Origin of the sequence: Prevotella dentasini JCM 15908, assembly GCF_000614065.1 — a bacterium.
Taxonomy (GTDB): Bacteria; Bacteroidota; Bacteroidia; order Bacteroidales; family Bacteroidaceae; genus Prevotella; species Prevotella dentasini.
Genome location: NZ_BAKG01000007.1, coordinates 12,965 through 32,131, shown reverse-complemented (window position 1 = coordinate 32,131; position 19,167 = coordinate 12,965). Strand labels below are relative to the sequence as shown.

Here is a 19,167-nt window from a genome sequence, read left to right as displayed (position 1 = left end):
TAATTTATTTTGCAGACTACCCCACCCGTGGGGTATTCCGGTACCCCACGAGTGGGGTGCGGCGACATATAACCCGTGGGGTATCGCAGCCATTATTCACACCCTATCAGCAAAAGGAAAAAACATCAAAGAGATATGAACATAGACGGACTGGATTACAATACACAGCGCGAGAGGCTCATCCTCCCCGGATACGGCGCGAGATACAGAAGATGATAGACCACGCCATCACCCTCCCCACCAAGGAGGAGCGGCAGCAGTGTGCCGAGACCATCGTCGCGGTCATGGACAACATGAACCCCCAGAACCGCGACAATGCAGACTACATGCAGAAGCTCTGGGACCACCTCGCCATCATGGCAGGCTTCCGCCTCGACATCGACTATCCCTGCGACGTCTCCCAAGCCGCACAGATAGCCCGCAGGCCGGAGCCGATGGACTATCCGGCCGGCGACACCCCCGTGCGCCACTACGGCAGAATCATGTCGTCCCTCTTCGGCCGGCTCAAGGAAATGCAGCCCGGGGAAGAGCGCGACGAGCTGACCCGGCTCGTCGCCAACCAGATGAAGCGCAGCCTCATGCAGTGGAGCCACGGCTCTGCCGACAACGAGAAGGTAGCCTCAGACCTCGCCCGGTACACCGACGGCAAGATACAGCTCGACCTCAGCACCTTCAAGTTCAGCAAAATATCCGAGCGAGACCTCGTACAGCCACAGCAAAACAACAAGAAAAGACGATAGAACAATGGAATCCTTTATCATCGAAGGCGGACACCGGCTCAGCGGAACCATCACACCGCAGGGAGCCAAGAACGAAGCACTGGAGGTAATTTGCGCCACACTCCTCACCCCTGCGGAAGTCATCATCCGCAACATACCCGACATCCTCGACGTCAACAACCTCATCAGGCTCTTGCAGGACATCGGGGTCAAGGTCCGCAAGCTCGCCCCCAACGACTACTCCTTCCTCGCCGACGACATCAACCTCGGCTATCTCGAGACCGAGGAGTTCGTCAGCAAATGCTCCTCCCTCCGCGGCAGCGTGCTCATGTTCGGCCCGCTGCTCGGCCGCTTCGGCAAGGCCACCGTCGCAAAGCCCGGAGGCGACAAGATAGGGCGGCGCAGGCTCGACACCCACTTCCTCGGATTCAAGAACCTCGGCGCACGCTTCGGACACGTCGAAGACCGCAACGTCTACGAGATAAAGGCCGACAAGCTCACCGGCACCGACATGCTCCTCGACGAGGCATCCGTTACCGGCACGGCCAACATCATCATGCAGCCGTGCTCGCCGAGGGAACCACCACCATATACAACGCAGCCTGCGAGCCTTACATCCAGCAGCTCTGCCACCTGCTCAACTCCATGGGAGCACAAATCAGCGGCATAGCCAGCAACCTCCTCACCATCAGGGGAGTCGGAAGCCTTCACGGAGCAGAGCACACCATCCTCCCCGACATGATAGAAGTAGGCTCCTTCATAGGCATGGCAGCCATGATAGGCGACGGAATAAGAATCAAGGACGCAGCCGTACGCCACCTCGGGCTCATCCCCGACGCCTTCCGCCGCCTCGGAGTGCAGATTGTCGAGGAGGGTGACGACCTCATCATCCGCGGCAGGACCACTATGCCGTCGACACATTCATCGACGGAACCATCATGACCATCAGCGACGCACCGTGGCCCGGACTCACCCCCGACCTCATATCCGTCCTCCTCGTAGTAGCCACGCAGGCACGCGGCAGCGTACTCTTCCACCAGAAGATGTTCGAGAGCCGCCTCTTCTTCGTCGACAAGCTCATAGACATGGGCGCGCAAATCATTCTCTGCGACCCCCACCGCGCCGTAGTCGTCGGGCACGACCACAGCCTCACCCTCCACGCCGGGCGCATGTCAAGTCCCGACATACGCGCAGGCATCGCCCTGCTCATCGCCGCCCTCTCCGCGCGCGGAACCAGCCGCATCGACAACATCGCCCAGATAGACCGCGGATACGAAGACATTGAGCACCGCCTCAACGCTCTCGGGGCAAACATCAGGAGAGTGGAGCTGGCCTGAGAGACTCCCCGGCCTCCCTTAACCCCCAACAACACTAATGATAAGGAAAGAAGAAGTCTACAGAATAGGCCGCATCGGTAAGCCGCACGGCGTGCACGGAGAATTGCAGATGCAGTACTCCGACGACGTTTTCGACCGTGCCGATGCCGCCTACCTCGTCCTCGACATGGAAGGCATCCTCGTCCCGTTCTTCATGGACGAGTACCGCTTTCGTTCCGACGAGATAGTCCTGATGAAATTCTGCGACGTCGACACTGCCGAGCAGGCACGGCAGCTGACCGGCAGCATCGTCTACTTCCCCTGCCGCCTTGCCGAAGCCGCCGGCGGCGACTCCCTTTCGTGGGCGCAAATCGTCGGCTTCACGCTTCAAGATGCCCGTAGCGGTCAGGTCATAGGCGAAATCCAGTCTGTCGACGATACCACCGCCAATATCCTCTTCGAGGTCCGCACGCCGTCGGGCACAGACCTTCTCGTCCCTGCCAGCAGCGAGCTCATCACCGACATGGACACCACCTGCCGAACGATAAAGGCCCATATCCCCGAAGGTCTCCTCGAACTTTGACGGCGAGCATCCCCGAGGCCCGTATCGTCCTCCGTCCCATAACCGCCCATCGTCACTCATCCCCCATCATCCAACCCCCTCACCCTTCAAACGGAAATGAAACAACAAATCTGCATCCTCGGCTCCACAGGCAGCATCGGCACGCAGGCTCTCGACGTGATAGAGCAGCACCCCGACCTCTACGAAGCCTACGCACTTACCGCCAACAACCGCTGGCAGGAGCTTGCCGCACAGGCCCGGAAGTTCCGTCCCGCAGCGGTCGTCATAGCCAACGAGAAGTATTACGAACCTCTGGTCAGGGAACTCGAAGACCAGCCCGACATAAAGGTCTATGCAGGCCACGACGCGCTCGACCAGATAGTCGGTGCCGAACCCGTCAGCATGGTGCTCACGGCCATGGTGGGCTTCTCCGGGCTGACCCCGACCATCCATGCCATCAAGGCACGCAAGAAGATTTGCCTTGCCAACAAGGAGACCCTCGTCGTCGCCGGAGAGCTAATCTGTCAGCTTGCACAGCAGTATCATGTGCCCATCCTGCCCGTAGACAGCGAGCACAGTGCCATCTTCCAGAGCCTTGTAGGCGAAGACCAGAACGAGATAGAGAAGATTCTCCTCACCTGCTCGGGCGGCCCGTTCCGCCTCTACAGCCATGAGCAGCTCCAAGACGTTACCGCGGCCGACGCACTCAAGCACCCTACGTGGGACATGGGGGCGAAGATAACCATCGACTCCGCCTCGCTGATGAACAAGGGCTTCGAGGTGATAGAGGCCAAATGGCTCTTCGGCGTGCCTGCCGAAAAGATTCAGGTGCTCATCCATCCGCAGTCCATCGTCCACAGCGGCGTACAGTTCCGCGACGGCGGCGTGAAGGCACAGCTGGGCGTCCCCGACATGCGCCTGCCGATACAGTATGCCTTCTCCTTCCCCGAGCGTCTGACCCTCAAGGGCGACCGCCTCGACCTCTTCAGGCAGCCTTTGGAGTTCTTTGAACCCGACGTAGATAAGTTCAAGTGCCTCGCCATGGCCTACGAGGCCATAGCCAAGGGCGGCAACATGCCGTGTATCGTCAACGCCGCCAACGAGATAGTAAACGAAGGATTCCGCAAGGGCCAGTGCTCGTTCCTCGCCATGGGCGACATCATCGGGCAGACCATGCAGTGCGCCACCTTCGATGCCAACCCCGACCTCGACGTCTATCTCCAGACCGATGCCGAGGCACGGCGTATCGCCACCGAACTGATGGCAGGGCGATAAGGTATAAAACGATTATTCACAAAACCCTATAAACGATTAATGGAAACGATACTAATCAGAGTCCTCCAGTTTATTCTGGCCATCTCTCTGCTTGTCCTCCTCCACGAAGGCGGACACATGTTCTTCGCAAAGCTCTTCGGTATAAGAGTGGAGAAGTTCTTTGTATTCTTCGATATGTCTGTCGGGAAATGGAAGGGAAGCCTCTTCAGCTGGAAGCCCAAGAACAGCGAAACCACCTACGGCATAGGCTGGCTGCCCTTGGGCGGCTATTGCAAGATTGCCGGAATGATAGACGAGAGCTTCGATACCGAACAGATGAAGAAAGAACCCGAGCCGTGGGAGTTCCGCATCAAGCCGGCATGGCAGCGGCTGCTCGTCATGGTGGGCGGCGTGCTGGTCAACTTCCTCCTTGCCCTCTTCATCTATTCGATGATGATGTTCGCGTGGGGGCACAGCTACTATAAGGTGGCTGACATGTCGATGGGCATGCGCTTCAATGCCGATGCAAAGGCCCTCGGATTCCACGACCACGACGTGATGATAGGAACCGACCAAGGCCCGTTCAAGGAATACCTCAACGTGAACGGCGACTTCTTCCGGCAGATAGCACAGGCAAAGCGTGTCGACGTGCTCCGGAACGGCAAGAAGGTGAGCATTGCGCTTTCGGGCGAGATGGATATGCTCTCGATGATTAAGCAGCGTCCGCTCTTTGCCGAGCCTTATCTGCCCACGCGCATAGACAGCGTGGCCCAAGGCAGCGCGGCAGCCAAGGCAGGCATGCGGCCGGGCGACGTCATCAAGTCCGTCAACGGAAAGGTTGTCAGCACTTGGAGCGACTGGCACTACCAGATAGGCATACTCAACGACGTGATGACGGTGAAGAACACGCACCGTGATTCCATGGCTGTGCGCACCGCAACCATTGTCTTCCGGCACAAGGGAGCGACTGCTTCCGACACCGCCCGCGTCGTACTCACGCCCGACCTCAAGTTAGGCGTGGTGGAGAGCAGCCTCGCCTCCTACTACAAGCCGACCGTCGAGACCTACTCCTTCTTCGAGAGCTTTCCGGCAGGCGTGCGCTACAGCATGAACATCCTCCGCGGCTACGTGGGCAATTTCCGCTACCTCGCCTCCGCCGACGGTGTGAAGAGCCTTGGCGGATTCGGTGCTATCGGCAGCCTCTTCCCCCCGTACTGGGACTGGTACATGTTCTGGAACATGACTGCCTTCCTCAGTATCATCCTTGCGGTAATGAACATTCTCCCGATTCCTGCCCTTGACGGCGGACACGTCATGTTCCTTCTCTACGAGCTGATAACCCGCCGCAAGCCGTCCGAAAAGTTCATGATACGTGCCGAGTATGTCGGCATTACGATTCTTATCCTCCTTATGGTTGTTGCCAACCTGAACGATATTCTGCGCTGGCTGCACATTATGTAGGCATCGGGACGAATCTGCGCCTGCCCCGAAAGGGCCGGGCCACGCGTCCATACGACGGGCATGCACCACGCAGGGTGCGTGCCCGTTGCCGTTTTATGACCATGAAACATGCTGCCGTCGGGTACGCGGAAAGCAGGCAGCTTCTGTTGCAGGCAATCCCCTCTTCAAGTTCAAAATATGAAAGTGCCGCTTTCGCACCATGAAACGGGCACTTTGACCACACGAAACGGGCATTTTTGTTTTGCGAAAGTGCCCGTTTGGATTTGTTCCCCGAAAGGAATGGAACGAAGACGCTGTCTTCTCCTTGCATTGCCGGAGGCTCTCCCTATGCAAAGCTCGTGTTGCAGCGGATGGAAATCTTCACGGGGACTGGTTCTCCGGAAAGGATGCGCAGGACGGGGCTGTCTGCCCGACGGAGCCGTTTCCGCTCCGATACTCCCATATTCTTTTGGTCGGGTCTCTCTAAATTCGTATCTTTGCACGGACAAATCTATAGATGAAGGATGTCGTTATTTGATATTTTCAAGATAAAGAAAGAAGAACGGTGGCTGGCATTGGTCCTGCTGGCAGTGTTTGTGGGGTTCAACGCCCTGCTCATTGCCAGCCATTACCATGTCTATACAATGGGAGCGCACGGAGGATTCTGGACTATCTTTACCAAGAACTTCCGCATGTCGGGCTACGACAACTGGTCGTGGATAACCATATCGGGCATGCGCATCCACTTCGAGACTATCCGCCATCCGCTCTATCTTACCTTTCTCTATCCGCTCTACCTGCTCAACCACTGGCTCATAGATGCTGTCGGGATGAACTTTGCCGTCTATTTCATGGCGGCCATCATCGTTTTTTCGGCTCTCTATGCGGTGGTCTTCATGTATCGGGTATTCCGTGAAGTGATGGAGCTGAAGCGGTGCGATGCCACGATATTGACCCTCCTGCTTTTCTCTTTTGCCCACGTGTTGGTGCCGACGATGGTTCCCGACCATTTCATTATCTCGCTGATGCTGCTTGCCATGACGCTTTACATTGTCGGGATGAAGATGAAAAAGGGGCGGATGCTCGGTGCATGGCAGTCGCTTGTGCTGACGTTCTTCACGGCAGGGATGGCCACGTCCAACGGAGCAAAGACGTTGCTTGCCGGATTGTTTGCCAACGGCAGGCGTTTTTTCACGTGGAAGTATCTTCTTGTAGGCGTTGTCCTGCCTTTCCTCCTGCTGCTTGGTATTCAGCAGTCGCAATATTATCTGTTGGAAGTGCCTCAGCAGGCAGTTATCCACAACATAGAGAAGGTGAACAAGAAGAAGGATGCCAAGAAGGTGGAGGCCCGCACCAAGATGCGCGACGACTGGATGAAGGCGCACACGGGGAAGCCTGCCGGAGACGGAGCTATCGGGAAACTGATGGATATATCTACTCCGCGAGGCACGACACTGGTGGAAAACTTCTTCGGGGAGTCCATCCAGCTCCATCAGGAGTATTTGCTGAAGGATGTTTCGTGGGACCGGCCCGTCTTCGTTCAGTATAGCTGGATTGCCAATTACGTCGTTGAGGGGCTGATAGTCCTGCTCTTCTTGGTCGGTATTCTCTTCAGTTTCCGGCAGCGTTTCTTCCTGATGTTGCTCTCGTGGTTTGTCTGCGACCTTACGCTTCATCTAGTTCTGGGCTTCGGCATCAACGAGGTCTATATCATGACGGCAGGCTGGGCGTTCATCATTCCAGTGTCATTCGGCTATATCCAGCGTGTTCTTGCCTATACGCCACAGCGTATTTTCCGATGGATTCTGATATTTTTGACCGCCTATCTGTGGATTTACAATGGCGGACTAATAGCGATGTACCTGCTGAAATGAGAGGTTTTCTTAGCATAAGGAGAGAGGAGCGTTGGGCGGCCGGCCTGTTTCTGCTTTGGCAGGTGGTTTTGCAGGCACTTGTCATAGGAAAGTATTATCCTGCTTTCTCAAAGGTGGTAACAGACTACCGCAAGACCTTCATCGACGGATTCCACATTTCGGGCTTCGACCCCCTGACCTATTGCGTCGTCTCCGACTGGAGTACGGCTTTCGATGTCAACCGGCATCCGTTGCTGGCCTTCCTGTACTATCCTTTCTATCTGCTCAATCGGGGGCTGATTTATGCTACAGGCGTAAATTTTGCCCAATTCATCGTGGCTGCCATTCTGTTGTTCTGTTCGTTCTATGCCTTTGTCCTGATGATTCGGATAGGCAGGGAACTCGTCGGGATAGCCTTGGGCGAGGCGGTGATACTGGCTTTCCTGCTTTTCTCCTTTGCATATATTATGCTGGCAGCCGTGTCGCCCGACCATTTTGTCGTTTCCCTTTTCCTGCTTCTGCTGGTTATTTATATAACGGGAAAACAGATGAAGGAAGGCAGGCGGATGACGAAATGGCAGACCGTTCTCTTCTTTCTCCTGACGGCAGGCGTGTCGCTCAACAATGGGATGAAGGCATTTCTCGCCAGTCTTTTCAGCAACGGAAAGCATTTTTTCCGTCCCGGCCATCTTCTCCTTGCCGTGCTTCTGCCTGCAGCAGCGATATGGGGATTCGGTGAATGGGAATACAACACGTTTGTGGCAGACGGCGTTCGTGCGCAAAAGGTGGCACGCTCGAAGGCCGTGAGGGCCGAAAAGGCACTGATGCTGTCTCGCTTCAGGGATACGACGACGGTCAGCGACAATGCCGGGCAGGCAAGGGCTTTTAACCAAATATGGCGGAATCATCGGAAAAAAGTGCTTCGTGAGAAAGCGAAAGAGCCACAACATGCCCATGCCGGAGAACCTATCAGTCGCAAAAGGTTCCTGAACTGGACTGATATGTCTACCTCCCGTCTCACCACGGTGGTAGAGAATCTTTTCGGGGAGTCGCTGCAGCTGCATCAGCAACACGCCTTGGACGACGTGATGCGCGACCGTCCCGTTGTCGTCCGCTATAATTGGATATTCAACTATGTCGTTGAGGCCCTGCTCTTTCTCCTTTTTGCCGCAGGGGTGTGGGCTGGGCGCAAAAGTCGGTTGCTTTGGTTGACATTCTCGTTCTTTGCCCTTGATATGGTGCTCCATTTAGGACTGGGCTTCGGCATCAACGAAATCTACATTATGACAGCCCACTGGGCATACGTCATTCCTGTCAGTCTGGGATTCCTGTTGCGTGCTGCGACTGGGCGAAAGCGACTTGTTTTGGACGGTTTCATCGTGCTTATTGCCCTTTATCTGGCTATCTATAATACATCATTATTAGTCAATACCCTCTACACATAGGCTTATGAATCCAACCGTTTCTATCGTTCTCTGCACCTACAATGGTGCCAAATATCTGCGGGCACAGCTCGACTCCCTCCTCCGTCAGTCTTATCCGGTTCACGAAATTATCGTGCAGGATGACTATTCTACCGACGAAACATGGGAGATACTGGAAGAATATCAAAGTCAGAATAGTATTTTCAAGCTCTATAGGAATGAAGAGGAACACGGGGTTAACGGGAATTTTCTTTCCGCTATGGCACGGACGACGGGCGACTATATCGCCATCTGTGATCAGGACGACGTGTGGGAGAACGACAAGATTGCCCTTCAGATGGATGCCATTGGAGACAAGATGATGTGCAGCGGCCTCTCGCGTTCGTTCTCCTCGGATGGTTCGTTTGCCCATTTCGACGACCGGGTACACAATACGAGCATCTTCCGCATGCTGTTCCTTTGTCTTCCCGGACACACTCTGCTGTTCCGGCGCAGCCTGCTTGCGGAACTCCCTCCGCTGAGCCATCCAGTTTACAGGATTACGATGTACGATGCGGTTCTCTGTATTATTGCTTCCGCATACGATAGTCTGGTTTTTACCCCGTTCGTCTTGGTCAACTTCCGCCGCCATACTGCTGCCACGACCTACAAGGATTACAGGCGCAGTCTGCCCTCATGGCGGAACGGCCTGCACGAACTCTTGTGGGGAATCCGTCATTACCGCGAAGCGAGGTCGGTGGCTGTGCCTATTTATCGGGGGAAGTTGGCATTGTTGGAATATATCAATGCGGAAACAGCCGATTTCATCGAGGCAAAAAAGATGATGAGAAGGGAGGTTTCAGATACTCCGCTCGACTTCGTCCGCTTGCAAATCCTTCTTGTCCGGCACTCACGGCAGTTGTTCCAAACCGAGGGAGGAGGCATCGTCAAGAAGCTGAGAGCCTTTCTCTATCCTGTCATGCAGCTGTATATGTATCGCCAAAGTTGATGGACTGGCAGGAGAAAGGGTCGGTGTGCTGGCAAGTGAATGAGTAGACGGGTTGACCGTTTCTTGGGAATAGGAGGAGCATACGGGCATTTTGTTCCTGCCACTTCTTTAATATGATTATTTCCTTTTTCCTTTCCGGTGCAGGTAGTTCATACATTCCACTAAGATTTTAGAGCCTGCCAACTTCATTATGGTGAAGTAGAGGGTGGTTGCCAAGGCTACTCTTGCCACTAAAAGCAGCAATAGATTTTCGATGAAATCGGTAGAAAAATAGGTTAAGAACATCACTGCTGCCGATGCGAACAGGTATGGGCAGATGTCCTTTAGCACATCCCGGAGGCGCAGTCCTGTCTCCTTTCCGGCAAAATACTGCCAGACAAAGAGCCAGAGAATGGTGATTGCGGTATAAGCGGAGACCATCAGGACGATGCCCTCCCGGTAGCAGGCGACGACAAAAGCTGTCTGTGCCACTATCAGGGCGATGGTACACCACATGTAGACGGCCGACTTGCCGCGGCTGATAATGAGGTTTTGGTACATGGTATAGAAGGGCAGGAACGCGCCGCTAACGCAGAGAATACGCAGAAGCGGGATGCTGTCTGTCCATTTGTCGGAAATCAGAAGAACGATAAACTCACGTGAAACCATCGAAAGTCCGAACATCGCGGGGAAAGCAAGAAACGCCGTGAAGCGCAACATCTTTCGGAAGACGTTCGTCTGACGCTCCTTGTCGTCGTTAACCTCCACCAATACGGGTTGGGCAACCTGTGCTATTGTGCCCGAAACGAAGGTGCTGGCCATCGTGTCCCACTTGAAGGCCTGTGAGAAGTTGCCCACTGCCTTTGCCGGATAGAGACGTCCGAAGATGAACGTGAGGATATTCTGGCTCAAGGTGTTCACGACGGTGGTAATAAGAATCTTGTACGAGAATGAGAACATGGTACGCACAGGTGTGAAGTCAATGTGGAAAGACGGCCGCCACGGAATAATGAAGAATCGGCCGAGGCTCGTCAGCATGATATAAAGCACCTGCTGCCATGCCAGACTCCAATAGGCGTAGCCCCGGAAAGCCAAGACGATGCCGACAATGCCCGATATTGTCAGCGAAGAAACGCGGAGAAGCGTCGTCTCCCTGACCATCATGTTCTTGAAAAGATAGGCTGCCGGAGTGGTGCCTATTGAAGAAAAGAGCAGCGAGACGAAGATAAAGCGCGATAAATCGATGAGTTCCGCGTGGTGAAAGAAGCCGGCTATCAATGGCGCAGAGAAGAAAAGAACGATGTAGGAGACCCAACCGACGAGCGTGCTGAACCAGAAGACAGCGTTATAGTCGTTGTCTGACGGGCGTTCCATATTGGCCAATGCCGAGGTGAAGCCGCTTTCCTGCAATGCGCCGGCCACGGCCGTGAATACAGCGAGCATGCCCACCAGTCCGTAGTCGTCAGGCGAGAGCAGCCGGGCGAGGAATACGCCTATCACAATGTTGAGGAGCTGCATTGTTCCATTGTTCAACGCGCCCCAGAACAGTCCCTTTGCCGTCTTGTCCTTCAGTGTTTCTTGTCCCATTTTCCCTATATTCAAGGTTTAGAAGATGCGCTGTCTCCTTTCCATACCGCCACATAGCCGTGCGGAAAGATAGTCTGGAAGCCTCTTTTCTCATCCCTTGTATTGACCTGCAAAAGTAATATAATGGAGCGAGAATGCCAAGAAAATCGTTTCAAATACGCCAAATGTAAGTTTTATTCGGCTTTTTTTGTCCGAAATAAAATATTTTCCATATCTTTGTCGCAATAATATGAAAATGTTAAACTAATATTGTTATGAAGAAAATCATTACTTGCCACGCTCTGTGGATGCTGCTTTTGCTGGCAGGCGTATTCACCCTGACCTCCTGCGGAGACGACAATGACGATCCGGATAATCCCGTTGATCAGCAGAAAACTTCCATTATCGGCACGTGGGAACTGGAGAAAGCCAATATGGTTATTGATGTTCCCAATGTCGGGATGGGCCTAAGCGTCGACTTTAAGGTAGAGAACGGACTCATTGTTGCGTACATGAACGGCATGAAAGTCCCTCTTGAAAGCTTTGGAGCCGACATGGAACCTATGTCGGTTATCTATGCCCGTGCTGAGTTCAAGGACGACGGACACTTTGATACCTACGAGTACACGGACGGAAACTGGAAGTTCTTAGACAGCGGCAGCTACATCCTGATGGATGGAAAGCTCGTTATCACTCACTCTGGCGAGCAGCCTCAGACTCTCAAAGTCCTTGCCCTCAATAAAAACAAACTCGAGCTGGATCTCACGGATGCTATTTTTGCGGAGTCGGAAGGCTACGTGAAGTCGTGCAAAATGTCTATGAAGAAAGTGAAGTAGCGCAAGCCGGGACAATCGTAACGATGTCTTTGTCAGGACATGCCGCCGCTCATATATAGAGAAAACAGAACGACAATCGGGCAGGAAAGCCGTATTCGGTTTCCCTGCCCGATTCTTTTGTCGTCTTCTATAGTTTGTCTTTGTAGATGACGTTGTTGGCTCCGCTCGTGAAGTTGAGTGCCTCGGGATGTTTCTGTACGAAGCTCTCGATGTGGCGGATGCGCTTTTCCTCAAAAATCTCGTCCACGGCAATGAGGATTCCCGTCTCCTCGACATCGCCAAAGCCATAGTTGATGGCAGTGCCGAAGAGTTTCATCGTAGGCGAAAGGTTCATGTAGGCGTTGAGCAATGGCGGAATATTGTAGCCCAGCTGTCGTATTTCGTGGTTGAGAATCTTGTAGTCGTCCTTGAAATTATCGTGCATGAACAGGTTTTCGAGTTCCTTTTGGGGAGTCTCAATGATGAGCGGCTTTATCGGAAGAATCAGGTTCTCCCTGTCGCCGAAGTGCTTATTGAGGAAATATAGAATCATGTCGCGCCCCCGGCGTATGTAGGACGGGTACATGGTAACCTTTCCGAAGAAATATTTGCAGTGCGGATTGAGCACTGTCAGCGCACCCAGACCGTCCCAGAGGTTGTCGAGGGCGAAAATGCTCTTTGCGTTCTTGCGCACATTTTGGTAGTCGAGCGACACGAACGAGCGTCCTAGCTCTACCGTATAAGGCGCGTACTCCTTGAGAAACTTGTCGGAAAAGTGGAACATGTGGCTCGTGGCGAGTATCGGCTGCCCCTCGTCGTCGTACTGCCAGTCCTCTCCGAAGATATAGCGGTAGCCTCCGATAATCTCCTCCGCCTCCGGATTCCACACGATAAGTTGCTTGCAGCAACCCTCCATCGTGTCGAACTCGTCGATGTCGGCGGTCTTGCCGGTGCCTCCCCCGGCCGTGCGGAATGCAATTTCGCGCAGCCTTCCGATTTCGCTCATCACGTTCGGAGCCTCGTGAGCCGATATGATGTAAATTTCGTTGTGGCTCTTGTTCGTCATCCGAAGCATCCTGTCGGGGGTCAGTTCGCTCTTCAACAGCTCCTTGCTGACAGGTGCTATAATCTCTTCTTCCATACGTTCGGTTTATTGCGTGCTATGTTTGTCGGTCTGTCTGGTGGTTGTCCGAATCCGTCTTACAGCTCGTAGACTCGGTCTTCTACAAATTTTGCCCATTCCATCGGTGTTTTCGAGTGGTCGAAAGTCTGCCATGGGATGGGCTTCCCTATGGCGACCCGGAAAGTCTTTCCTACGTTCTTGTACATCTCGTCGACCAAAAAGAGCATGGCGATGTTCACCTTTCTGACGTATCGGTCGCTGAATCGGGCTATGCGGTAGAAGCGTTCGGAGTTTTGTCCTCCGAAATGGATGGGGACAACATCGCGCCGGTACTCCACGCTCTTGCTGATGAAAGTCTTCTTCCACGGCAGGTCGTGAATCTGTCCGTCTATCTTCCGGCTGTTCAGTCCGGCCGGGAACATGAGTATGTGGTTGTTGCTCTGGAATCCGGCTTCCACCATCCGTGGGAAGTCCCGGCTCTGCTTGCCCGTCTTGTTGATGCCGATGCTGACGGGTTTCAGGCCCGGCAGGTTCAGCAGCAAGTCGTTGACAAGGTAGCGGAAACGCCCGTCGTAGTGCTGGCCGATGATAGATCCGAGTGCGACACCGTCCTGTCCGCCGAGCGGATGGTTGGAGACGAAGGTGTAGAGACGCCCGTCGTTCTTGTCGGGCAGGTTTTCCAATCCGACGATGTCGAGCGTCATCTTCAGGTAGCGCACACATTCGGCAAGCCATTCCGTGCCCGAAAGATGCCGGCTCTCCCAGAGAAATGCGTTCACTTCGTCTTCATGGGCAATCGATTTCAGCATCTGACGACGAAGCCGGGCATGTACTTTGCCTTCTCGCCCATCTTTCCTGCCAGTATCTTGTCTATGTCTATCGTCTTTTCCATTGCTTTCCCTATACCTCTTCTTTCTCCTAACAATATGCAAAAGTAGGAAAACCTTTTGAAAAAAGTTGCGTTTTTTTCGAGAAATGTGCAATAAAGTCTCAAAAATACTTTATTTTGAAACACTTATGTCTTTTTCGCCATGAAGCAATGCAGGTAAAGTCCGTTATCCGGGTTGGCGGTGTGGGGATGCCGGTAGAGTAGTTTGCCTGCATCAAGGGCCTCTCTTCCTGCTCCACTTTGCGCCACGAGCCAGTGGCAAGGGTGCTGCATGGCAGAATTGTGTTGGGAGAGAGATATGCCGGAACTGGAGTTTTGATAATCTTCAGATTGTAAAATTAAATGATAGTAATTTAACTTTCGTTTACTCGCAAAGTAGAAATGAAAAGATGGTAACAACGTTCTGAAAGAGCCAGTAAGGGCTATTGGCAAAATGAAAATGCCACCTTGCCGATGCGAAAGTGCCGCTTTCACATCGCGGACAAGGCTTGTCCGATTTCTGAAAATGGCGGTTTCATGGCGTTAAAAGTATGGAAAGAGGATGTGATAACAGCCTTTTGGACAGGCGAAGAACCTGTGTAAAATTTCTTTCCGGACTTAAATCCTTGATATTCAAAGGCTTGCCAAGCATGCCTGAAAATCGCGTATTTGCGGCCGAAAGGGCAGTAAAAGGCGTTTGGACGATTCTCGCGGAAGTGCTTGTAAATGTTTTTCGTTATTTAGAAAAGTGCTGCTGTGCGTCGGAAACGTGTGCGTGGGCTGTGTGCCTGCTGCGGCTTCAGGCCGCGCCTCGGTATTCCCTTGCTGCACGGGTTGGCGTCATTGCGCAGGAGACAAGCTCCTTGGATGTTCCGGAAAAACTTCCGGCAGACTTCCTTTCTTTTGTTGTTGCTATAAAATAATATCCGTTAAAATAAACAAAAAACACTATTTCTTATAAATAATGAGGGGCATAGTGGTGGAATGTGGGGAATTTTCCTTAACTTTGAAGCCAAATTCGACTATTAGCAAGTGCGTATGCGATTTTTCGGAAACATAGAAGCCAAGGCCGATGCAAAGGGAAGAGCCTTTTTGCCGGCTGTGTTTCGCAAGACCCTTAATGCGTCTGGCGAGGAATCGCTTGTGATGAGGAAGGACGTTTTCCAGCCCTGTCTGGTGCTTTATCCGCAGTCGGTATGGGACAGAATGTTGGACAATCTGCGTGTCCGGCTGAACAGATGGAGCCAGCGCGACCAGATGGTCTACCGCCAGTTTGTGGCAGATGTCGAACTGATAACTCGACGGGAACGGACGTTTCCTCATTCCGAAACGCTATTTGAAGATGGCCCGTATCGACCAGCAGATAAAATTCATCGGCATGGACGACAGTATCGAAATATGGGGCAACGACGGTCAGCAGGCCTTCATGCAGCCCGAAGAGTTCGGAAAGGCCTTGGAAGAACTGATGGCAGAGCCGGGCCGGGACTCCACCACTACCAACAGCAATCCGCAGAAATGATAAAGACAGCCGAGACCTACCATGTGCCGGTGCTCCTCAGCGAGAGTGTAGACGGACTCAACATACGCCCCGACGGCATCTATGTAGACGTTACCTTTGGCGGTGGCGGACACAGCAGGGAGATACTTTCCCGTCTTTCCGGGGGGGGGCACCTGTATAGCTTCGATCAGGATGCAGATGCCGAGCAGAACATACACGGAATTGGCGGTGAGCGGAGGCAGTTGGACAACTTCACCTTCGTGCGCTCAAACTTCCGTTATCTTCGGAACTGGATGCGCTACTACGGTGTCGCCCATATAGACGGGCTGCTGGCCGACCTCGGCGTGAGCAGCCACCACTTCGACGACGAGACGCGCGGCTTTTCGTTCCGATTCGATGCTCCGCTCGACATGCGGATGAACAAGCGTGCCGGACAGACGGCCGCCGATGTGCTCAATAACTACGAAGAGGAGGCACTTGCCAACCTGTTCTACATCTACGGAGAACTGAAAAACTCGCGTCGAATAGCTGCTGCCGTCATAGCTGCACGCAGGCAGAAGGCCATCCTCACGACGAACGACTTTCAGGCCGTCGTCGAGCCGTTCTTCAGGCGTGAACGCGAGAAGAAAGAGATGGCAAAGCTTTTTCAGGCCCTGCGTATAGAAGTCAATCACGAGATGGACGCCCTGCGCGAGATGCTCCTTTCGGCTACCGGGCTGCTCCGGCCGGGTGGGCGTCTCTCGGTCATCACCTATCATTCGCTCGAAGACCGCATCGTCAAGAACGTGATTAAGGCAGGCAATCCCGAGGGAAAGGTGCAGCAGGACTTCTTCGGGCGGATAGAGACCCCGTTCCGTTTGGTCAACAGCAAGGTCATTGTCCCTACGCAGGAGGAGCAGGAAGGCAATCCGCGCAGCCGCAGTGCAAAACTCAGAATAGCAGAAAAGAAGACGAATGAACGACGATAAGAACAACAAGACCACCGAGGCGGAAGTTCTGGCAGAGCCTGTCGTCCCGGCTGATACGGAGGCCGGAGACTATGACGGCCATGTCGTCGGGTCCGTTCCCTTGGAGATTCAGTCCACGGCAGAACCTGAGGCAGAAGGGGAGTCAGAGCTTTCGTCGGCCGAGGAAAGGAAGCTGAGGAAGGAACAGGAAAAGGCTGCCGCGCACGCTGAGAAGGTAAGGCTGCGCGAGGAAGAGGAGGCCAAGGAGGCAGAGGTGATAAAGGCCGTCATTGCCGAGCATGCGAGGGAGGACGAACAGCCCCTGTCGCCCAATCTGACGCTGAAGAAAATCCTTGGCGGCGACATTCTTTCGGCACAGCTCTTCCGCAACAACATCAAGCTGATATTGCTGATTGTCGGTTTCGTCATCGTCTATATCACCAATCGGTACAGCGTTCAGAAAGACCTGATAGAGATAGACAAGCTCAACACGGAGCTGGAGGATGCCAAGTATCGTGCCCTTTCGAGCAGCAGTCAGCTCACGGAGAAGTCGCGTGAAAGCCATGTGCTCGAGCTTCTGAAGACAAATAAAGACAGCGTGCTGAAAATGGCCGCACAGCCACCTTATAAAATAGAAGTCCCGAAAAAGTAGTATGAGCAAGTTCAATAACAACAAATCGCTGCCCCGCTACAACGTCATTGCCTTTATGATGACGCTGATAGCTCTTGCCGTACTTGCCAAGGCAGGCTACACCATGACCGCCAAGCGTGCCTATTGGATGGATGTGGCGTCGACGCAGAAGAAGGACAGCGTGCCCGTCAAGCCGACCCGGGGCAACATTCTCACTTGCGACGGACAGCTGATGGCCAGTTCGCTGCCCGAGTTCAAGGTGTATATGGACTTCAACGCCCTCAAGACATCGGGTAAGGACACGGCCTTCGTAGATAGTCTGGGCCAAATCTGCAAGGGGCTGAACGATATTTTCCCGGAGAAGAGTGCTGCTCGGTTCAAGGCAGACCTCCTCGAAGGACTCCACAAGGAGAGCCGCCATTGGCCTATCTGGAAGAAGCGCATCGACTACAATACGTTCAAGGAGGTGCAGTCGCTGCCCGTATTTCATCTGAGGAAGAACACCAGCGGTTTCCATTGGGAGGAATTCAATGCCCGCCGCCGTCCGTTCGGCTCGTTGGCACAGCGTACGGTGGGCGACATGTTCGGTGCGAAGGATACCGCCCGTTGCGGTCTGGAACTGTCGTACGACAAGATTCTCCGTGGGACCAACGGTATCATACACCGCCGCAAGGTGCTCAACAAGTATCTGAACATTACCGACACGCCGCCGATAGACGGTGCCGACATCGTTACCACGATAGACGTAGGCATGCAAGACCTTGCCGAGCGTGCCCTGAGAGAAGAACTCAAGGAGATAAACGGCAATGTCGGCGTGGCCATCGTGATGGAAGTGGAAACGGGCGACGTGAAGGCGATAGTCAATCTCGACCGTTGCAGCGACGGAGAGTACCGCGAAATAAAGAATCACGCGGTCAGCGACCTGCTCGAACCGGGTTCCGTGTTTAAGACAGCGTCCATTATGACGGTGTTGGACGACGGGTTTGTTGATACCACTGCCACCATTGAGACGGGCGGTGGTGTGTGGAACATGTACGGAAGGGACATGAAAGACCATAACTGGAGGCGTGGGGGATACGGTGTTCTGACGCTTCCGTGGACGCTGAAGTACAGTTCCAACATCGGTGTAAGCCGTATCATTGACAGATTCTACCATAAGAATCCCGAGAAGTTCGTACAGGGAATCTACGACCTCGGTCTGGCGACCGACCTCAAGATACCCATTGTCGGCTATTCTCCGGCTAAGATACGTATGCCGCATCGCAATAAGCATGGGCAATACGACAACTGGAGTGCGACGGCTCTGCCGTGGATGAGCATCGGCTATGAGACACAGGTGCCTCCTATATCTACTTTGGCGTTTTACAATGCCATAGCTAACGGCGGCAAACTGATGCGTCCGCGTTTCGTCAAGCAGATAGTAAAGGATGGGGAGGTCGTTGCCGACTATCCGCCGGTCGTTCTCAAGCCTCAGATAGCCAAGGAGAGCACCATCAGGGAAATAAGCAGAATACTCACCGAAGTCGTTTCGGAAGGATTGGGAAAGAAGGCCGGATCGGACAAATTCCTCGTTGCAGGCAAGACGGGTACTGCGCAGATGTCGAAAGGTGCGCTCGGCTACAAGGCCGGAGGAACGAGTTACCTGCTTAGCTTTGCAGGTTTCTTCCCGGCGGATGCCCCCCGTTACAGCTGTATCGTCTGTATTCAGAAGACGGGGCTGCCTGCGTCGGGTGGCGGTATGAGCGGTGTCGTCTTTCATCATATTGCCGAAGGCATCATGGCACAGAGCCTGAAACTCCGCGTTAGCGATGCCCGCGACTCGTCGTCTGTCCTTATCCCGTCTGCAAAGAACGGTAATCTGCTTGCCTCCGACTATGTCTTGAACGCCCTCGGCTTCAATGTAACCAATGGGTGGCGCGGTGCCTATCCGTTCGGCAACCCTGTTTGGGGAACCGTTACGGGTAATAAGAGGTCGCTGACTTTCAACCGAGAGAAGGTCTACAGGGCGGGTCAGGTGCCCGATGTCCACGGAATGGGTGCACGGGATGCCGTCTATATGATGGAGAAACGGGGAATAAGGGTACGCCTGAACGGCCGGGGAAAGGTGTTGCAGCAAAGTCTTGCACCGGGCGACAAGGTAAAGAAAGGAATGGTCTGCAGCCTGCAGTTGGGATGACAGGGCAG

The 19,167-nt window shown here is 53.8% G+C and carries 14 protein-coding genes and 4 pseudogenes; 14 read left to right on the top strand and 4 right to left on the bottom strand.

Annotated elements, in window-relative coordinates; translation table 11 throughout:
* The first annotated feature begins 135 nt into the window (after positions 1-135).
* The 8 genes and pseudogenes from JCM15908_RS12390 (at position 136) to JCM15908_RS04770 (ending at position 9,556) form a co-directional block, all read left to right on the top strand.
* Positions 136-740, top strand: a pseudogene (locus JCM15908_RS12390) (DUF4290 domain-containing protein).
* Positions 741-744: 4 nt separating this feature from the next.
* A pseudogene (murA, locus tag JCM15908_RS12385) lies at positions 745-2,056 on the top strand (UDP-N-acetylglucosamine 1-carboxyvinyltransferase).
* Between the two features lie 37 nt (positions 2,057-2,093).
* Positions 2,094-2,618: a ribosome maturation factor RimM gene (gene rimM, locus JCM15908_RS04795; RefSeq protein WP_025002481.1), complete on the top strand. Its 525-nt coding sequence runs from the start codon at positions 2,094-2,096 to the stop codon at positions 2,616-2,618.
* Positions 2,619-2,714: 96 nt separating this feature from the next.
* Entirely contained in the window at positions 2,715-3,872 is a 1,158-nt protein-coding gene (locus tag JCM15908_RS04790) for a 1-deoxy-D-xylulose-5-phosphate reductoisomerase (protein WP_025002480.1), read from the top strand.
* Between the two features lie 39 nt (positions 3,873-3,911).
* The gene (gene rseP, locus JCM15908_RS04785; RefSeq protein WP_025002479.1) at positions 3,912-5,312 is read left to right on the top strand and encodes an RIP metalloprotease RseP; all 1,401 of its coding nucleotides are present in this window, start codon (positions 3,912-3,914) and stop codon (positions 5,310-5,312) included.
* Positions 5,313-5,815: 503 nt separating this feature from the next.
* On the top strand, positions 5,816-7,165 hold the full coding sequence (locus JCM15908_RS04780; protein WP_025002478.1) for a DUF6080 domain-containing protein: 1,350 nt from the start codon (positions 5,816-5,818) through the stop codon (positions 7,163-7,165).
* Positions 7,162-8,589: a DUF6080 domain-containing protein gene (locus tag JCM15908_RS04775; protein ID WP_025002477.1), complete on the top strand. Its 1,428-nt coding sequence runs from the start codon at positions 7,162-7,164 to the stop codon at positions 8,587-8,589. Before JCM15908_RS04780 ends, JCM15908_RS04775 begins: the two co-directional genes overlap by 4 nt.
* Positions 8,590-8,593: 4 nt before the next feature.
* The gene (locus JCM15908_RS04770; protein ID WP_025002476.1) at positions 8,594-9,556 is read left to right on the top strand and encodes a glycosyltransferase; all 963 of its coding nucleotides are present in this window, start codon (positions 8,594-8,596) and stop codon (positions 9,554-9,556) included.
* Positions 9,557-9,673: 117 nt separating this feature from the next.
* Here the strand turns inward: JCM15908_RS04770 and JCM15908_RS04765 are convergent, their stop codons facing one another.
* The gene (locus JCM15908_RS04765) at positions 9,674-11,122 is read right to left on the bottom strand and encodes a lipopolysaccharide biosynthesis protein (RefSeq protein ID WP_025002475.1); all 1,449 of its coding nucleotides are present in this window, start codon (positions 11,120-11,122) and stop codon (positions 9,674-9,676) included.
* A 254-nt stretch (positions 11,123-11,376) separates the two neighbouring features.
* Here JCM15908_RS04765 and JCM15908_RS04760 point away from each other — a divergent pair, with 254 nt between their 5' ends.
* Positions 11,377-11,937: a lipocalin-like domain-containing protein gene (locus JCM15908_RS04760; RefSeq protein ID WP_025002474.1), complete on the top strand. Its 561-nt coding sequence runs from the start codon at positions 11,377-11,379 to the stop codon at positions 11,935-11,937.
* A gap of 127 nt (positions 11,938-12,064) precedes the next feature.
* On the opposite strand, the gene glsB is transcribed toward JCM15908_RS04760, so the two are convergent.
* The 3 genes and pseudogenes from glsB to JCM15908_RS15055 form a co-directional block, all read right to left on the bottom strand.
* Positions 12,065-13,057, bottom strand: coding sequence for a glycine N(alpha)-acyltransferase GlsB (gene glsB, locus JCM15908_RS04755; RefSeq protein ID WP_025002473.1), 993 nt, complete (start codon positions 13,055-13,057; stop codon positions 12,065-12,067).
* Between the two features lie 59 nt (positions 13,058-13,116).
* Positions 13,117-13,931 (bottom strand): annotated as a pseudogene (gene glsA / locus JCM15908_RS12380) (lyso-glycine lipid O-acyltransferase GlsA).
* A 123-nt stretch (positions 13,932-14,054) separates the two neighbouring features.
* Positions 14,055-14,402 (bottom strand): hypothetical protein, encoded by a 348-nt coding sequence (locus JCM15908_RS15055; RefSeq protein ID WP_148295518.1) that lies wholly within the window; start codon positions 14,400-14,402, stop codon positions 14,055-14,057.
* A gap of 56 nt (positions 14,403-14,458) precedes the next feature.
* Between JCM15908_RS15055 and JCM15908_RS04745 the strand changes: the two genes are divergently transcribed.
* From JCM15908_RS04745 to JCM15908_RS04720, 5 genes and pseudogenes are all read left to right on the top strand, one after another.
* Positions 14,459-14,830, top strand: a complete 372-nt coding sequence (locus JCM15908_RS04745) for a hypothetical protein (RefSeq protein ID WP_148295517.1) — start codon at positions 14,459-14,461, stop codon at positions 14,828-14,830.
* A gap of 115 nt (positions 14,831-14,945) precedes the next feature.
* Positions 14,946-15,426, top strand: a pseudogene (gene mraZ / locus JCM15908_RS12375) (division/cell wall cluster transcriptional repressor MraZ).
* Entirely contained in the window at positions 15,423-16,373 is a 951-nt protein-coding gene (gene rsmH, locus JCM15908_RS04730; protein ID WP_025002470.1) for a 16S rRNA (cytosine(1402)-N(4))-methyltransferase RsmH, read from the top strand. The pseudogene mraZ and the gene rsmH overlap by 4 nt, the downstream one beginning before the upstream one ends.
* The gene (locus tag JCM15908_RS04725) at positions 16,360-17,004 is read left to right on the top strand and encodes an FtsL-like putative cell division protein (protein ID WP_025002469.1); all 645 of its coding nucleotides are present in this window, start codon (positions 16,360-16,362) and stop codon (positions 17,002-17,004) included. The genes rsmH and JCM15908_RS04725 overlap by 14 nt, the downstream gene beginning before the upstream one ends.
* Position 17,005: 1 nt before the next feature.
* Entirely contained in the window at positions 17,006-19,159 is a 2,154-nt protein-coding gene (locus JCM15908_RS04720; protein WP_025002468.1) for a PASTA domain-containing penicillin-binding protein, read from the top strand.
* The last annotated feature ends 8 nt before the right edge of the window (positions 19,160-19,167 follow it).

Excerpts from the sequence above, each read along its gene's own strand:
- rimM (WP_025002481.1), top strand. The coding sequence starts at position 2,094 with ATGATAAGGAAAGAAGAAGTCTACAGAATAGGCCGCATCGGTAAGCCG.
- JCM15908_RS04790 (WP_025002480.1), top strand. The coding sequence starts at position 2,715 with ATGAAACAACAAATCTGCATCCTCGGCTCCACAGGCAGCATCGGCACG.
- rseP (WP_025002479.1), top strand. The coding sequence starts at position 3,912 with ATGGAAACGATACTAATCAGAGTCCTCCAGTTTATTCTGGCCATCTCT.
- JCM15908_RS04780 (WP_025002478.1), top strand. The coding sequence starts at position 5,816 with ATGTCGTTATTTGATATTTTCAAGATAAAGAAAGAAGAACGGTGGCTG.
- JCM15908_RS04775 (WP_025002477.1), top strand. The coding sequence starts at position 7,162 with ATGAGAGGTTTTCTTAGCATAAGGAGAGAGGAGCGTTGGGCGGCCGGC.
- JCM15908_RS04770 (WP_025002476.1), top strand. The coding sequence starts at position 8,594 with ATGAATCCAACCGTTTCTATCGTTCTCTGCACCTACAATGGTGCCAAA.
- JCM15908_RS04765 (WP_025002475.1), bottom strand. The coding sequence starts at position 11,122 with ATGGGACAAGAAACACTGAAGGACAAGACGGCAAAGGGACTGTTCTGG.
- JCM15908_RS04760 (WP_025002474.1), top strand. The coding sequence starts at position 11,377 with ATGAAGAAAATCATTACTTGCCACGCTCTGTGGATGCTGCTTTTGCTG.
- glsB (WP_025002473.1), bottom strand. The coding sequence starts at position 13,057 with ATGGAAGAAGAGATTATAGCACCTGTCAGCAAGGAGCTGTTGAAGAGC.
- JCM15908_RS04745 (WP_148295517.1), top strand. The coding sequence starts at position 14,459 with ATGGAAAGAGGATGTGATAACAGCCTTTTGGACAGGCGAAGAACCTGT.
- rsmH (WP_025002470.1), top strand. The coding sequence starts at position 15,423 with ATGATAAAGACAGCCGAGACCTACCATGTGCCGGTGCTCCTCAGCGAG.
- JCM15908_RS04725 (WP_025002469.1), top strand. The coding sequence starts at position 16,360 with ATGAACGACGATAAGAACAACAAGACCACCGAGGCGGAAGTTCTGGCA.
- JCM15908_RS04720 (WP_025002468.1), top strand. The coding sequence starts at position 17,006 with ATGAGCAAGTTCAATAACAACAAATCGCTGCCCCGCTACAACGTCATT.